This is a genomic window from Kitasatospora sp. NPDC001664 (assembly GCF_053596675.1).
The window spans coordinates 1-14042 of the sequence record NZ_JBSFGS010000061.1 but is presented as its reverse complement, the minus strand read 5'-3'; the positions used below and the strand labels follow the sequence as shown (position 1 = coordinate 14042).

19 protein-coding genes and 1 pseudogene are annotated in these 14042 nt (G+C 72.2%); 9 read left to right on the top strand and 11 right to left on the bottom strand.

The genetic code is table 11. The annotated features are described in order from the left end of the window. Positions 1-49 precede the first annotated feature (49 nt). From ACWCYY_RS39840 to ACWCYY_RS39830, 3 genes are all read right to left on the bottom strand, one after another. Complete coding sequence (locus tag ACWCYY_RS39840) at positions 50-373, bottom strand: plasmid stabilization protein (RefSeq protein ID WP_345280470.1); 324 nt, start codon at positions 371-373, stop codon at positions 50-52. Positions 374-429: 56 nt separating this feature from the next. Further along, positions 430-888 carry an SRPBCC family protein gene (locus ACWCYY_RS39835; protein ID WP_449798865.1) on the bottom strand — a complete coding sequence of 153 codons (459 nt, stop codon included), beginning with the start codon at positions 886-888 and terminating at the stop codon, positions 430-432. 305 nt (positions 889-1193) lie between these two features. Further along, positions 1194-2090 (bottom strand): glucose 1-dehydrogenase, encoded by an 897-nt coding sequence (locus ACWCYY_RS39830; RefSeq protein ID WP_449798864.1) that lies wholly within the window; start codon positions 2088-2090, stop codon positions 1194-1196. Positions 2091-2270: 180 nt separating this feature from the next. Here ACWCYY_RS39830 and ddaH point away from each other — a divergent pair, with 180 nt between their 5' ends. From ddaH to ACWCYY_RS39815, 3 genes are all read left to right on the top strand, one after another. Further along, a complete protein-coding gene (ddaH, locus tag ACWCYY_RS39825; RefSeq protein ID WP_345280464.1) occupies positions 2271-3089 on the top strand; it encodes a dimethylargininase in 819 nt (272 codons plus the stop codon). A gap of 66 nt (positions 3090-3155) precedes the next feature. Beyond that, positions 3156-3338, top strand: a complete 183-nt coding sequence (locus ACWCYY_RS39820) for a DUF6479 family protein (RefSeq protein WP_449798863.1) — start codon at positions 3156-3158, stop codon at positions 3336-3338. 65 nt (positions 3339-3403) lie between these two features. After that, a complete protein-coding gene (locus ACWCYY_RS39815) occupies positions 3404-3718 on the top strand; it encodes a hypothetical protein (RefSeq protein WP_449798862.1) in 315 nt (104 codons plus the stop codon). 24 nt (positions 3719-3742) lie between these two features. Here ACWCYY_RS39815 and ACWCYY_RS39810 read toward each other — a convergent pair whose 3' ends face one another. Continuing rightward, positions 3743-4546 carry a SigB/SigF/SigG family RNA polymerase sigma factor gene (locus ACWCYY_RS39810; protein WP_449798861.1) on the bottom strand — a complete coding sequence of 268 codons (804 nt, stop codon included), beginning with the start codon at positions 4544-4546 and terminating at the stop codon, positions 3743-3745. 234 nt (positions 4547-4780) lie between these two features. On the opposite strand from ACWCYY_RS39810, the gene ACWCYY_RS39805 reads away from it, so the two are divergent. From ACWCYY_RS39805 to ACWCYY_RS39795, 3 genes are all read left to right on the top strand, one after another. Next, a complete protein-coding gene (locus ACWCYY_RS39805; RefSeq protein WP_449798860.1) occupies positions 4781-5194 on the top strand; it encodes an ATP-binding protein in 414 nt (137 codons plus the stop codon). A 7-nt stretch (positions 5195-5201) separates the two neighbouring features. Beyond that, a complete protein-coding gene (locus tag ACWCYY_RS39800) occupies positions 5202-5396 on the top strand; it encodes a hypothetical protein (protein WP_345280455.1) in 195 nt (64 codons plus the stop codon). A gap of 197 nt (positions 5397-5593) precedes the next feature. Beyond that, positions 5594-5953, top strand: coding sequence for an STAS domain-containing protein (locus tag ACWCYY_RS39795; protein WP_449798859.1), 360 nt, complete (start codon positions 5594-5596; stop codon positions 5951-5953). A gap of 17 nt (positions 5954-5970) precedes the next feature. Here the strand turns inward: ACWCYY_RS39795 and ACWCYY_RS39790 are convergent, their stop codons facing one another. Continuing rightward, entirely contained in the window at positions 5971-7164 is a 1194-nt protein-coding gene (locus ACWCYY_RS39790) for a carboxylate-amine ligase (RefSeq protein WP_449798858.1), read from the bottom strand. A gap of 597 nt (positions 7165-7761) precedes the next feature. Between ACWCYY_RS39790 and ACWCYY_RS39785 the strand changes: the two genes are divergently transcribed. After that, positions 7762-7989 (top strand): DUF6296 family protein, encoded by a 228-nt coding sequence (locus ACWCYY_RS39785; RefSeq protein WP_449798857.1) that lies wholly within the window; start codon positions 7762-7764, stop codon positions 7987-7989. Positions 7990-8049: 60 nt separating this feature from the next. Continuing rightward, on the top strand, positions 8050-8205 hold the full coding sequence (locus ACWCYY_RS39780) for a DUF6131 family protein (protein WP_345280448.1): 156 nt from the start codon (positions 8050-8052) through the stop codon (positions 8203-8205). 205 nt (positions 8206-8410) lie between these two features. On the opposite strand, the pseudogene ACWCYY_RS39775 reads toward ACWCYY_RS39780, so the two are convergent. Further along, positions 8411-8859: pseudogene (locus tag ACWCYY_RS39775) on the bottom strand (DNA topoisomerase IB); the annotation flags it as partial. A 120-nt stretch (positions 8860-8979) separates the two neighbouring features. Further along, complete coding sequence (locus ACWCYY_RS39770) at positions 8980-9732, bottom strand: metallophosphoesterase family protein (protein WP_449798866.1); 753 nt, start codon at positions 9730-9732, stop codon at positions 8980-8982. A gap of 716 nt (positions 9733-10448) precedes the next feature. Between ACWCYY_RS39770 and ACWCYY_RS39765 the strand changes: the two genes are divergently transcribed. After that, the gene (locus tag ACWCYY_RS39765; RefSeq protein WP_345280444.1) at positions 10449-11078 is read left to right on the top strand and encodes a nucleotidyltransferase family protein; all 630 of its coding nucleotides are present in this window, start codon (positions 10449-10451) and stop codon (positions 11076-11078) included. Positions 11079-11118: 40 nt separating this feature from the next. Here ACWCYY_RS39765 and ACWCYY_RS39760 read toward each other — a convergent pair whose 3' ends face one another. The 4 genes from ACWCYY_RS39760 to ACWCYY_RS39745 all read right to left on the bottom strand — a co-directional run. Then, positions 11119-11826, bottom strand: coding sequence for a hypothetical protein (locus ACWCYY_RS39760; RefSeq protein ID WP_449798856.1), 708 nt, complete (start codon positions 11824-11826; stop codon positions 11119-11121). A 202-nt stretch (positions 11827-12028) separates the two neighbouring features. After that, a complete protein-coding gene (locus tag ACWCYY_RS39755; protein WP_449798855.1) occupies positions 12029-12730 on the bottom strand; it encodes a sigma-70 family RNA polymerase sigma factor in 702 nt (233 codons plus the stop codon). Positions 12731-12824: 94 nt separating this feature from the next. Next, positions 12825-13232, bottom strand: a complete 408-nt coding sequence (locus tag ACWCYY_RS39750; RefSeq protein ID WP_449798854.1) for a cupredoxin domain-containing protein — start codon at positions 13230-13232, stop codon at positions 12825-12827. A gap of 93 nt (positions 13233-13325) precedes the next feature. Continuing rightward, positions 13326-14042, bottom strand: a 717-nt coding sequence (locus ACWCYY_RS39745; RefSeq protein ID WP_449798853.1) for a ferritin-like domain-containing protein, incomplete at its 5' end; no start/stop codon positions are given.

The following is a 14042-nucleotide window of genomic DNA, read 5'->3' as shown; positions in this document are numbered from 1 at the left end:
GGGGTGACATCCGATCGGATGTCACCCCCCTTCCACCGTCGTCCCCGGGTCAGCGTCCGAGGGCGTGTTCGAGCTGCTTCTTGTTCATCGTGGAGCGGCCCTTGATGTTGCGCTGCCGGGCCTCGTTGTACAGCTGGTCGTAGGTCGGGCCCTTGGCACCGCTGTGGGAGCGCAGTCCGCCGCGACGGGCGGAGGAGATGTCGTGGGTGGAGGAGCGGCTGGCGGTCTTCGACTCGCCGTGCCGGGCGCGTTCCTTGTTGACGGTGCGGGCGGCGATCTCCTCCGCCTGCTCCTCGCTCTCCCCGCGCTCCCGCAGGCTCTCCTTGATGTGCTCGTACTGCCGCTCGCGCTTCGGGCTGGATCCTCGCGGCATGACGCCTCCTCAGGTTCCTTCCGGGCCGCCGGTGTTGGTGCTGCCCTTACCGGTGGTCAGTTGGGGCTGATGCGGCCGCGCCAGGAGCCGGTGGCCGTGCCGCGGTCCTCGATGAAGGTCTTGAACCGGCGCAGGTCGCCCTTCACCCGGCGGTCGACCATCCCGAGCACGTCGGCGGCCCGCTCGGCCATGCCCCCGGGCTCGAAGTCCATGGCCAGGTTGACGCGGGTGTGTGCCTCGTCCAGGCGCTGGAAGGTGACGGTGCCGATCTGCTGGACCTCGCCCCCCGTCGTGCGCCAGGAGACGCGCTCGTCGGGGAGTTGGTCGACGACCTCCGCGTCGAACTCGCGCTCGACACCGGCCATGCTGGTGCGCCAGTGCGTGTGCCGCTCGTCGAGCTGGCGGACCTCGTCGACCCCCTCCATGAAGCGGGGGAACTCCTCGAACTGCGTCCACTGGTCGTAGGCGGTGTGCAGCGGGACGTCGACGTCGATCGACTGCTTGACCATGCTCATGGTGGCTCTGCTCCTCCCGGTCGCCGGCCGGGCTGCGGGCGGCCCGGCTTCAGGGAGCGCCTGCCCGGTCCGAGCGTCGTCATGCCCTCTGTCCAGCCTGAAGTGCCGAATCGGCGTGCCTACACCCGCACCGCCCGTGGACTCCCCGACCCTGCTGGCCACCCACGGCCCGCCCTTCGCCCGGGAGAGTGCCTGGGCCGCCTCCTCGACCTGACCGGCACACGCAGTCTGTTTCCCCCTGCCCCGGACGATCCGTCAACTGCCGCGGCTGCGGGACCCGGCGGCCGGTGACCGCCGCCGTCCGGTCAGGGCAGCGCGACTCCGCCGGTGGCGTTCACCACTTCGCCGGTCAGGTAGCTCGCCCCGGCGGAGGCGAGGAAGACGTACACCGGTGCGAGCTCGGCGGGTTGGGCGGGTCGGCCGAGCGGCGACTTTTCGCCGAAGGCGGCGACGTGGTCGGGCGGCAGGGTGGCGGGGACGAGAGGGGTCCAGACCGGGCCGGGCGCCACCGCGTTGACCCGGACGCCCCGGGGGGCGAGCTCGCGGGCCAGGCCCTGGGTGAAGGTGACGATCGCGCCCTTGCTCGCGGCGTAGTCCAGCAGGTGCGGTTCGGGCCGGTACGCCTGGACGGAGGCGGTGTTGATGATCGATGATCCCGGGCGAAAGTGCGGCAGCGCGGCCTGGCAGAGCCAGAACATCGCGTAGACGTTGGTCTTCATCACCCGGTCGAACCGGTCGGTGCTGATCGCGGCGAGGCCCTCCTCCCGGGCCTGCTGGTACGCGGCGTTGTTCACCAGCACGTCCAGGCCGCCGAGTTCGGCGACGGCGCGCTCCACCAGCTCCGCGCAGAAGCCCTCCTCCCGGACGTCCCCGGCCACCGCCACGGCCCGCCGGCCGGCCTCCTCCACCAGCCGCACCGACTCGGCCGCGTCCTCCTGCTCGTCGGCGAGGTGGCAGAACAGCACGTCCGCTCCCTCCCGGGCGAAGGCCAGCACGACGGCCCGCCCGATCCCGGAATCCCCGCCGGTGACCAGCGCGACCCGCCCCGACAGCCGCCCGGTGCCGTGGTAAGTCCGCTCGCCGTGGTCGGGCACCGGGTCCATCCGATCGCTCAGCCCCGGATAGGGCTGGCTCTGCGGCGCGAACTCCGGCCTCGGGTACCGCCGGGCCGGATCCTGCGGAACGTGCTGGTCGCTGCTCACGGCACTGCCTCGCCAACGATGTCGGAGACGGGTCACCGGACGCCTGCCCGGCCGGGGCGGGGTTCACCCTCTGCGGCACGCCGGGCCGCACACCGTGCTCCCCGAGCGTGAGGGCACCCGGATCCGGGAACACGCCGCACCGCAAGCCCCCACGAGCCCCGAACGTAGTGGAGCAAGGCCATGACCGCGACCGCTGACCGACGGCAGTACCTGATGTGCCCGCCCACCTACTTCTCGGTGGAGTACGCCATCAACCCCTGGATGGATCCCTCCCAGGCGGTGGATGTTCGCCGGGCCGAGCGGCAGTGGCAGCGGCTGCGTGCGGTCCACCTGGCCCTCGGCCACACCGTCCACCTGATCACACCGCGTCCCGGGTTGCCGGACATGGTGTTCACCGCGAACGCCGCCACCGTGGTCGACGGCAGGGTGCTGGTGGCCCGCTTCAAGCACCGCGAACGAGCGGCCGAAGCCGCCCACTTCCGCCGGTGGTTCACCCGCAACCGCTACCGGCAGGTCAGCACCGCGGCCCGGGTCAACGAAGGCCAAGGCGATGTCCTGACCGCAGGCCGGATGCTGCTGGCCGGCACCGGCTTTCGCACCGAGCCGGCCGCCCACGGGGAACTGCGCACCGTACTCGGCCTGCCGGTGGTCCCCCTCACCCTGGTGGACCCCCGCTTCTACCACCTCGACACCGCCCTGGCCGTCCTGACGGACGATCAGGCGATGTACTACCCAGCCGCGTTCGACCGCCCCAGCCGCGCCGCACTGCACGCCCTCTTCCCCGACGCCATCGAGGCCGACCGGGCCGACGCCGAGGCACTGGGCGTCAACGCCGTCTGCGACGGCCACCACGTCGTCCTCCCCGACACCGCCGAGCACCTCGCTGCCGCCCTCGCGGCGAACGGGTTCGAGCCGGTCGGCGTCGACGTCTCCGAATTCCGCAAGGCCGGAGGCGGAGCGAAGTGCTGCACCCTCGAACTCCACCGCGGCGGACACTGACGCTCCCACCCCGGCACCCTCCAGGACCTCATGTTTCGTGCCAGTCGATCCGGAAACGCGCCAGGCATGGACATCAAGGACTTGGCACTGCAGACCCAACTCGCCGGGACCGCCGGCAGCGCGCTGTGGCTGATCCTGGCCGGCGTGCTGATCGTCGTCGTGATCCTGCTCGCCTTCGTCTTCGGCCAGCGCCGCAAGGACCGCGAACCGCCGCCCAGCGGCATGCACCGGCGAGGAGGCCGACGCTGACCACTCCGGTGACGGCCGGGTGAAGACCGGGGCGGACAAGTTCGGGGGCGGTGAGGTGAGCGCAGATGAGCGCGAGGTTCTCCGGGTGGGAGAAGAAGATGCTGGTCGACATCGAGGCCGGACTGCGCCAGGACCGGAAACTGGAGCGTCGGCTGGGGACGTGGCGGGCCGGGCTGTGCTGGTCGGTGTGGTGCAGCGTCCGCATGACCGTGGTCCTGGCCATGGCGTTGCTCGTGGCATCGGTGGGCGCGTTCGTGGCGGCCGGGGCGCTGGGTCAGGGCGGGCTCGTGCCGGCCGGTGCGCTGGCCGCTGTCGGTGTGGTGTGGGCGGCGCGCCGGACCGCCGCGCTCCGCGGGCTGCGTCGTCACCGGCGCACCTGAGCCTGGTCGGTGGCCGGGCGACCGTCAGCCGGTGAGTGCGGCGCGTAGGTCGGTGAGGGTGTGGCTGAGGAGGCGGGAGACGTGCATCTGGGACAGGCCGAGGCGGCGGCCTATCTCGGCCTGGGTGAGGTCGCCGGTGAAGCGCAGGGCGAGGACGGCGCGTTCGCGTTCGGGCAGGGTGGCGATCAGCGGTTTGAGGGACTGGATGTCGTCGACGGTGACGAAGGACGGGTCCTCGTGGCCGAGGCGCCGGTCGAGAGGCCCGGGGTGCTCGTCTTCGCTGTCGCCGGGGGTGTGGGCGTCGAGTGAGCCGGCGGTGCGGGCGGTGGCGACCGCGATGCCGTCGGCTACGCCTTGTTCGGTCAGGCCGGTGTGTGCGGCGAGTTCGGTGTTGTCGGGCGGGCGGCCGAGGGTCTGCTCGAGTTCGTCGGTGGCCTGGGCGACCGCGAGCCGGGCTTCCTGGAGGCTGCGGGGGACGTGGACGGCCCAGGTGGTGTCGCGGAAGAAGCGGCGCATCTCGCCGAGGACGGTGGGCAGCGCGAAGGTGGCGAACTCGACGCCCCGGTCGGGGTCGAAGCGGTCGATGGCCTTGATCAGTCCGACCATGCCGGTCTGGAGGATGTCCTCCATCGGTTCGTGGCTGCTGCGGAAGCGGCGCGCGGCGAAGCGGACCAGGGACATGTTGAGCTCGATCAGGGTGCCGCGGACGTAGGAGTACGTCTCGCTGCCCCGTTCGGCCTCGGCCAGTCGGCGGAACAGCTCCCTGGACAGCTCGCGGGCGTCACCGGTGCTGACCGTGCTCGGGTTCGCGATGATCTCGGGTGCCATCAGGTCTTCCTTCCGCAGACCCCCGTTCTTGCTCCTGCCCGGTTGGGCTGCGGGGAATCACCGCAGGCCCGATGATGTGCCCAACCGGTGGTCTCCTCCTGGGATGGGCAAGGCTCCACCGGGCAGGCGTACGCCATGGAGTGAGCGCTGAGCCGGGTGAGGTGAGAGCAGATGGCTTCGGATTCCTCAGCGTCAGTTTCGTCGCGACCAGCCGGAACGCCCTCGGCCCGCCCCATGGAGATCGACCTGACGGCGGAGCCCCATCCGGTCATCACGGCGCGCAGTACGGTGCGTGACGCCCTGACCGCCCGATCGGTGCCCGACCCGATCCGTGAGGACACCGTGCTGGTGACCTGCGAGCTGGTCGCCAACGCGGCTCTGCATGCCGGCGGGCCCGGCATGCTGCAACTGACCGTCCTGGCGGATGGCGCTCTGCGCATCGCGGTGAGCGACGCCAGCACCGAGCCGCCCCGCCGCCGCCAGGCCTCCCTCGGCCGCCCAGGCGGGCACGGCCTGCAGGTGGTCCACCTGCTCAGCCGCAGCTGGGGCACCCAGCCCCTGGCGGGCGGCAAGACGGTGTGGGCCGAGATCCCGGGCGACGCCCCGCAGGCGCCGGGAGGGCCGCCGAAGGAAGTTGAGGGCGGGTGAGGTTGCGGTGAAGGAGCAGCCGGGCGGCCGTGACGGCGGGCGCGCCGAGACGGCGGAGGAGCGGGCGGACCGCCCCGGTCTCCTACCACCGCGGCTGGCCGGCGAGCACGTCAAGGCCCGGATGGTCGACGCCGCCGCCCGCCTGGTCTCGCTGGGTCTGCTGCTCCTGCCGGTCACGGTGCTGCGCCGCAAGAGGCGGTGAGGCGGCCCCGGCCGGTTGTCCGGGCGGTGTTGCGATACCGGAATCCAGATACACACTTGAGGGGTGATCGAGCGATAAGAACCCCATACGAGCTGGACATCATTGGCCGGCCCTGGACCCGCCTGACCACTCTGAGGGGAGCGTGCAGCATGGACACTCCGCACATCACCCCGCACCCCGACGGTTGGATCGAGCCGGTGCAGCTGAAGATCACTACCTACGGCACGGCCGACGGCGCGGTGGTCGTGCACCTCGCCGGGGAGATCAGCCTGGACGAAGGCCCCAATCTGCAGGACACGCTCGCCCAGGCCCTCGAACCGGTGCCGAGGTGCCTGATCGTCGACATGGCCGAGGTGTTCTTCTGTGACTCGGCCGGACTCAACGCCCTGCTGAACACCCGAACCGCAACCACCACCGCCGGAGTGGACCTTGTCCTCACCGGAGTGGGTGAACGCATCACGCGGCTGTTCTGGGCGACCGGCACCGCCGAGGTGTTCACCGTCATCGCCACCGTGCAGGAGGCACTCGACCGACCAGGCGACGGCAGCACGCCGTGAACTCACGGCCCTGGCGATCAGGCGGGGCGGGTGAAGGCGTCGGCGAGGGAGTCCACGATGTCCTCGGCGCGGCCGAACCGGCCGAGTGCGGCGCGCTGCCGGTCGGCACCGGTGCCCGCGCGTAGCGTGCGCTTCAGCAGAGCGGTCACCGCGTCGAGGTCTCCGGCGGCGGTCAGCCCGGGGCGGGCGTGGTCGACCAGGCGGTCCAGCAGGTGGCGCAGGCTGGCCGGCCGGCCCGAGAGGGGGTCGAGACCCTGGCCGCTGAGGCCGGCTCGGGCCGCACAGCCGTGCGCGGCCCGCAGCAGGGCATCGGACACCACCGGGGCCTGGCGGCCCTCGCGGACATCGCGCCGCAGCCGGGCGACCAGGCCCCGCACCAGGCCGGCGAGCAGCACGGTGGTGTCCGCATCGGCGCTGACGTCGGCGATCCGTACCTCCAGGGTGGGCACGTGCTCGGAGGGGCGGGCGTACCAGTAGATCATCCGGCGGTCGAGCAGCAGGCGGGAGCTCACCAGGGAGTCGGCGAGGGCCTCGTAGGCCGCGGCGTCGAGGACGGGGGCAGGGCCGACGGTCGGCCACTCCGCCCAGCAGCGCGCGCGCCAGCTGGCGTGGCCGGTGTCCTTGCCCTGCCAGACCGGCGAGTTGGCGGCGAGCGCCTGCAGGGCGGGCAGCCAGGGCCGCAGATGGGCACTGAGCTGCAGCGCTTCGGCCCGATCGCGGACGCCGAGGTGGATGTGGCAGCCACAGACCGCGCCGGTTCGGCAGTCGGCCATGGCCCCGAAGTGACGGGCCATCAGCCGGTAGCGCGGCGTGTCGGTGACCGGAATCGGCATGGTGGCGGCCAGGGGCGGGCAGCCGGAGGCGACGACCTGGCAGCGGGCTCCGGCTGCGGCCCGGGCCACCTCTCGTCGCAGGTACAGCAGTTGGGTGCGCAGCGCGGGCAGGGTCCGGACCGGCTCGGTGCAGACCTCGACCTGGCAGGCGTAGAACTCGGCTTGAACCAGCCCACCCAGTCCGCGCGCCCCGGCCAGGACCTCCGGCGAGCGGGCGACCGGCGTGCGGGTGGCCGGGTCGACGAGCAGGAACTCCTCCTCCACGCCCAGTGTCGGGACGAGCGCCGCGCCGGCTCGGTGCCCGGCGGAGTCCGCGGGTGAAGTCCGGCGGTCCGCCACGGGGGCGGCGAGGAGCCGGGTGCGCGCGTGGACGGCCACGGCGGGCCTCCTCTTCGCTGTGGTGGGATGCGCGGTCCGATGACGTTCGCGCTGCCGTCCGGCACGAGCGGCCGTCCGGCGATATCAGTCTGCGGTTGCCCCGGCAGGACGGAACCAAGCAACTGCAGGCCGGCCTTCTCCGGGCTTCGTGCCGGCCGTGAGGGCGGAGTCGCGGCCTACGCTGGAAGTCCACACCGGGTGAGTGCGGTGCGCGGGCCGCTGCCAGGTCCAGGCCCGCTCGACTCATCCGGTGGTTGGTCTGGGGATTCTCGAGCTCCTCGTGGAGCGGGAGCTTGCTGGAGCCCCCCTCGGCGCGGCCACGCCGGCCTTGAATGCCGCGGCCGAAGCGGGGCAGGTTGTGACCGGACCGCTTTCCCCTCCGAGAGGGGGTCCGGCCATGTCCAAGCCGGCCAACCCCACCCGCACCGCGACCGCCGCATCGCGTTCCGCGCACCATGAGCACCGCAACCAGCACCGCCTTCCGCACCGGCGTAGCGGGCAGCTCGGTGCCGACAAACGCTGCTGGGCGCCACCCTCGCACCACTGCACGGCCGGTGGTACCAGCTGTGGGCACCTGCCCGGTGGGTGGTGACGGCCGTGGACGCCGCGACGCGTTACGTGATCACTCTGCCGGGCCTGCCGGGCTCGCACCGTCCGCAGGAGGCGGTGGTCGTGCACGCCACCGGCGAGATGAGCGAGTGGGGCCGGCCCGTCTTCGCGGCCGGGGCCCTGCGGGTCGACATCGCGGACGGCATCGCCCACGTGCTGGCCGCCGCTACCGGGCCGAACGGCCACACCTGCCTGCCCGCCACTCCCCTGCTCTGACGGCGGACGGCACCACACAGCGGGGGAACGGACACAAGTCCTCGACCGGAGAAGGCAACCATGATCCTCCTTGGAGTGCTCCTGCTCATCATCGGATTCGTCACCGGCATCTCGATCCTGTGGACGATCGGCCTGGTGCTCGTCGTCATCGGTCTGGTGCTGTGGATCGCCGGAGCGATGGGCCACGCGGTCGGCGGCCGCAACCACTACTGGTAAGCCTCCGCACCGGTTCGCGCCTCGCCCCACACGAACCGCCCCGGTCTGCCGTCCGCGCGCACGGCTGGCGGACCGGGGCGGAGGCCGGTGTCAGGAGAGCAGCACGCGCACGGCGTCCTCGACCGGACCCTGGGTCGCGGCAGGTCCCCCGTCGGCGCCGAGGTCGGTGAGGGCCGGGGCGATGGTGACGCCTTCGTCGAAGGGAGCGCAGTACGGTGGTCAGGCCGTAGGAGCCGTTGTCCCTCGCGTAGGAGTCCGAGCCGACGCGGAACAGGCCCAGGTCCAGGAGGCGGACGGCGCATGCGAGGACACGTTCGCGGCGAGGTCCTGCTCGACGGCTGCCCGCAGCGTGGGCAGGCAGCGGGCGGCCTCTCGAACGTGATCGTGCTTGGCTTCCTCCTGCAGCGTGCGGAACTCGGGGTGGTAGAGGTACTGGTGTCGCCCGGCGGCGTCCGTGCCGACGGCCTGGAGGTGCCCGTTGGGGTAGGGGCAGATCCACACGTCGTTCCAGGCCGGTGGGACGGCGAGTGCCTTGACCCGGTCCAGCTCCTCCCCGTTCACGGGGGTGCCGTCGGGTGCGAGGTAGCGGAATCCCCGGGCGTGCCGCACGCGCTGGTATCCCGGGCGGTCGGGGTGACTGGTCCTCAGTCTCATGGCGGGTGCTCCGTTCATGACGGGCACCGGTGCGGTGGTCCGTCGCTGCGCGGCCCGGCTCGCGCGCCCCACTGCCCCTCGTAGCGGAGACACCGGACGGACGAGCTCGCGGACGAGCGGTCAACTGCCTGGCGCCACGACGGCTTCCCTGGAGGTGGCCGGGTGAGCGGTGAGGCGGTACACCGCGAAAGCGTGCCGGAGCACAGGACGGGCCACATTTCGGACCGGTACGCCGCCGGCTGTCAGGCCGTGCTCGCAGCCCAGGTGCGCGTGGCCGTGGACGGCGAGGTCGGCTCCGGCGAGGTCGATCGCTTCGGCCAGCAGGTAGCTGCCGAGGAAGGGGTGGATCTCCGGCGGCTCGCCGGCCAGGGTGTCGGCGACGGGGGAGAAGTGGGTGAGAGCCACCCGCAGGTCGTGATCCTCGAGGGAGGTCAGTGCGTGGTGCAGACCGTCGGCCGGGCCGCGCGAGTAGCGGATGAAGGACTTCATCTCCTCCTCGCCGAACTCGGTGCCGCAGCGCCCCGGGAAGCCCCCGCCGAATCCTTTGGTACCCGCGATGCCCAGCCGCAGCGGACCGACCCGCACGGTGGTCGCGGTTCCCTCCAGCACGGTGGCGCCGCCCAGTTCGGTGAGCACCCGGGCCACCTCGGCCGGGTGGCCGGCGTGATGGTCGTGGTTGCCGAGGACCGCCACCACCGGCACCGGCAGGCCGGCCACTTCGCCCGCCACCACCTCGGCCTCCTCGACGCTGCCGTGCCGGGTCAGGTCGCCGGCCAGCAGCAGCACATCAGCCCGCTCGTCCAGCCTCTCCAAGGCCGGGCGCAGCGATCCTGCGCTCTCGGCGCCCAGGTGGATGTCCCCGACGGCGGCGATCACCACGAGCCCGCCCCGGAAATGGGCTCGCAGCCCCAGCTCGGCGGTGGCGCCGTCGGCCAGTCTTCGCTGCAGCCGGGCCACCCGGTACTCGGGCGCTTCGGCTGGGCCCACCGACGGCCCGGGCAGGTCTCGGCCGAACCGTGCGGTCCGGTCCCCGGACACGGGCACAGTCCGTAGTCCGGGTACGGGGAGGCCCTCCGATGGTGGATCGGACCGATCACCGGGTTCGTGCTCCGAAACGGTGGGCTCGGTCGGGTCAGCTCGTTCGGGAGTCATGGGTAGGCCCTCCTCGCTGGTCGCTCCGCTGCGTCTTCCCGGGCTGGGCAGGGGATAACGCCGACTGAGCGAGAGCAGAACGGGTAGACGACCGAGCCCTGGGGGAGCACTTTCGAGGAGCTTTCGATGCCCACCTCCGACCGACCCCGCCAGACCCCGCCCAGCCCCCAGCAGACCGTCCTGTCCGGTCCAGCCCCCGGACTGCCGCAGCTCGCTCCGCGCCCCCTACCGCCTCGAGCACGCCCTCGCCAACTGCTCACCGCTGGGGAGGTCCAGGAGGACGCCGAGCAGTATGCCGTGCTCGGCGAGGACTGAAGCGCAGTCCATCCGGGTTGGGAACCCGCGGGCTCCGGTCAAGCGCCCGGCACGCCCGTATCCCTGTCGGCGGAGGTCCTGGCCACTGCGGTGACCGGGGCCGTCGACGAGGAGTCAGCCCGATGATCCCCACCGATGACTCAGCGCCCCTGGCGCCGTCCGACCGGCAGCAGGGCGTACTGGAAGCGACGAAACAGGTCGCGCAACTGCTCAAGTCCGAAGGGCACCCCTTCGCGCTGGCCGGCAGTGTCGCAGCGTACGCGCACGGCGTCTCCCGGCGTTCGCCGCACGACACCGACTTCTGCGTGCTCCGCTCGGACGTCGAGGCCATCACCAAAACGCTAGGCGCAGCCGGGCTGCGGGTGTGGCAGCCTCCGGAGGACTGGCTGGTCAAGGCGGAGTACCAGGGGCATGCGATCGACCTGATCTTCGCCCTCGCCGACCGGCCGGTGGACACAGGATTGTTGGAGCGGGCCGAGGTGCGGCCGGTCTACTCGGTGTGGATGCCGGTGCTCGCTCCGACCGATCTGGTGGGCAGTCAGATGGAAGCCTTCTCCGAGCACCACTGCGACTACGGGGCCCTGCTGCCGGTCGCGCGGACCCTGAGGGAGAGGGTGGACTGGGCCTACCTGCGTCGCCGCAGCGAGGAGAGGCCGATGGCGCTCGCCTTCCTCCACCTGCTGGAACTCTTGGACGTCATCCCGGCTCACGGCCTGACACAGGATCAGGCCGGAACCGCCGACGCCCAATGAGACGGCTGTTGGTCGCCGGTCGGTGCCGATCGATCGGTGGTCAGGCGCTGTGGCCGTGGCCGTGGCCGTGGCGGTGGCTGGCCCCGGACCCGGGACGGCCGGGTTCGGTGACGGCGTGCTCGGGGCCGTCGTGGCCGGTCCTGAGCTCCTCGTGGGCGGGCGGAGGAGCACCCTCTCCGGTCATCCGGGCCTCGGGGGTCTCGGCCGGACCGCTGTGTGGGGCGCTGGTCGGGGAGGCGCTGGGCGAGCGGTGGGCCAGGTGGCCGCCGAGCGCACCGGCCAGGGCCACCACGCCGTTGCCCGCCAGGCCGAAGCCGATGCCGGCCAGGCGGTCGCCGCAGCGTCGGGCGCGCAGCGAGCGGAGCTGGAGCATGGTGGCGGCGACGGCGGAGGCGGCGTGCACCAGGCCGGTGCGGCGCTGCTCGCGGTCCAGCTCGGCCCAGTCCAGCCAGCCCGCCCACAGCGCCGGAGGCACCCCGGCCAGGCCGAGGGCGGTCAGGCGCCGCGCTGCCACCGGCGAGCTTCCGGTGAGGTCCAGCACACTGGCCGAAAGCCAGCAGCCGAGGGGGAGTTGGACCAGCGCTGGGTGGAGTGAGTGGCCGAGCCAGCTGCCGCGCAGTAGGCCACGGGCGCGGCCCAGCGACAGACCGTCCACCAGGTGCTTGATCCGATCGGCGGCCGGATCAAGCACCTGCCAACCCGCTGGGGAGTCCAGCCATCCGGGCAACGGCGAGGGGGTGGTGCTCATGGTGTTCATACCCTTGCGTCTGACCTGTCCGGCGGCCATGAAACGAGACTGGTGTGTTGTCGGCGTGGGCTACAGCCCTTTGCTCGGCCGTCTCTCGACGCGGCGCGGTTCGTCGACGGCCAGTACGCGGATGTCGTGGGCTTGATCCGCTTTGACGGACACCCCTGATCAGGGGCCTTGGGCCCCGGAGGGATGATGTCCATCATGGGGAGCATGGGGAAGAAGAAGCCGCGTCTTCGCTGCTCGGCTGAACCTCGGCTCCGGCTCCGGCTCCGGAGCCGGCCCTGGCGGAGGGCAGGGGTCTGGTCGTGGTGAGTTCCCGTCGAAGGCGGACGAGGGCGTCGCGGATGCGGGTCTTCGCGGTTCCCAACGGGATCCCGAGGTGCCCGGCGACCTGCGGGTAGGAGCGGTCCGTGTAGAAGGCGAGGTGGATCGCCTCGAACTGAAGGGCCGTCAGGGTGCCGAGTGCCAGCTCGACGGCTTCGTGGTCACGCTGACGCTCGTCCGGGTCCGTGTCGCTCTCCTCCTGGTACAGGCTGTACTCCTGCGCCGCCCACCGCTGCTCGCACTGCCGTTGCACGCCGAGGTGCCGGATCCGGTCGATGGCGCGGCGGCGGGCGATTATGGCCGCCCAGGGGCGCACGCCACCGAGGGCGCCACGGTAGCGGCCGGCGTGGAGCCACACCTCGGTCATCACTTCCTGGCTGACCTCCTCGGCTTGGGCCCGGTCGCGCAGCACACTGGTGACCACCGCTTCGACGAAGGGCAGGAGCTCGCCGTACAGGAGGCGGAACGCTTCCCCGTCGCCTTCCGCAGCGGCCAGCAGCCGTCGTTCGAGTGTGTTCTCCTGGGCAGGCTGGGGGTCGGCGCTTCGCGCCCGGGGAGGTCGGCGCCGTTCATCCACCAGAGCGCGGGGCTGAACGGAGCAGGCCGAGGGTGACGGTGGCCGGGGGTGGGGCGCGGTGGGCCAAGAGCTTCTACTTCCGGAGCGTGGTCGGCTACTTGACGGTCAGGGTGCCGGTCATGCCGGGGTGGATGCCGCAGATGTAGGGGTAACTGCCCGGGGTGGTGGGGGCGGTGAAGGTGGTGCTCTTGCCGCCGTCGATGCGGTCGGTGTCGAAGGCCTTGGTGGTGGCGGTGACGGTGTGCGGGGTGTTGTCCTGGTTGGTGACGGTGATCCGGGTGCCGGGGGCGACGGTGAGGTCGGCGGGGGCGAAGGCGAAGTCCTTGATGGTGATGTTCACTGCCGACGTGGGGTTGTCGGTGCCGGAGCCGGCCCCGGGCGCACCGGTGGCGGGTGCGGTGGCGGGGGCCGCGGGGCCGGTGGAGCCGGAGCAGCCGACCGCGAGCATCAGCAGGGCGGTGGCCGCCGCAGCGGTCAGGGCGCGGGAGGGGGACAAGTGCACGGGTGGCGTTCTCCTGGGTGGGGGGACGGGGGCCGGGGCGGGGGCGCGGGATCCTCGTCCGCGTCCCCGCCCCGGGGTTGGTGTCGGGCCGTGTCAGACCGTCAGGAGGCTGGGCTTGGCGGCCTTGTCGACGGGCAGGAAGTCGTCCGGGACGGGGTACTGGCCCAGGACGTAGTTGAGGATGGCGGCGTGCATCGCCTCGACGGGGGCGATGGTGGCGGCGGTGGCGATCCCTGCCGGGCTGGTGACGTTGTAGGTCGCGAACAGGTAGGTCTGCGCGGCCTGGTCCTCCAGCTGCAGGGCGAGCTTCGCGACCCCGGGCACGTCGGTGACCTTGCCGAGCGCGGCGGTGACGTCGGCCTGGTTGGACAGCGGCACGGTGGTGATGGCGGGCTTGCCCGCGCCGGTGAGCACCGCATTCCAGGCCTTGGCGTGGTCGGCGTGCTGGGCCATCGCGGTGGTGACGAAGGTGGCGACCGCCGGCGGCACGGTGCCGAGCTTGCCGGCCTTGGCCGCGTCCAGCGCCGCCTGGTAGGCGCCGACCGCCTGGTTCTCCAGCGCGGTGGCCAGCGCCACCACTTGGAGGTCTCCGGTGTACTGACCGGACGCCGACGCCGACGGCTTCGCGGATGTGCCCGAGGCGGACGGCGAGCTCACCGCGTTGGTGGCCTTCGGGTCGCTCGAACAGGCGGCCAGCACCAGTGCGGCACCCACGCCGCCCACGCCCAGCAGGAAGCGGCGGCGGCCCTGGTCCGCCAGGCCCTGATCGTGGCGGCGGGTGCGGATCTCCTCGGCGAGGTCGACCGCGCT